1 pseudogene is annotated in these 453 nt (G+C 70.4%); it reads left to right on the top strand.

Annotated elements, in window-relative coordinates:
- A pseudogene (locus EN874_RS32235) lies at positions 1-453 on the top strand (PAS domain-containing sensor histidine kinase); the annotation flags it as partial.

The following is a 453-nucleotide window of genomic DNA, read 5'->3' as shown; positions in this document are numbered from 1 at the left end:
CAGCCGAAGACCGGCGGCAAGAGGTCAACGAAACCGCCGCACGCGAAACCATCGCGCCGGCGCAGCCGGCCTCGCCCCGCGACATTGACCGCTCAGCGCCGCCGCTGCGCTTCGTCTGGCGCACCGACGCCGAAGGTAAATTCAGCGCACTGTCGCCCGAATTCGCCGAGATCGTCGGCCAGCCGGCCGCCGATGTGATTGGCCGCCGCTTCAAGGATGTCGCCACCACGTTCGGCCTCGACGCCTCGGGCGAGATCGCCGGCCTGCTCGAACGCCGCGACACCTGGTCCGGGCGCTCAGTACTGTGGCCCGTGGCCGGCACCGGGCTGAAGATCCCTGTCGACCTGGCGGCGCTGCCCGTCTATGGCCGTAGCCGCGCTTTCGAGGGTTTTCGCGGCTTCGGCGTTGCGCGCGCGGCCGACGCCGTCGTCGATCCCGAAGCGCTTGGCATGG

The organism is Mesorhizobium sp. M1D.F.Ca.ET.231.01.1.1 (genome assembly GCF_003999155.2).
Lineage (GTDB): Bacteria > Pseudomonadota > Alphaproteobacteria > Rhizobiales > Rhizobiaceae > Mesorhizobium.
This window is presented reverse-complemented; position numbering and strand designations above follow the sequence as displayed.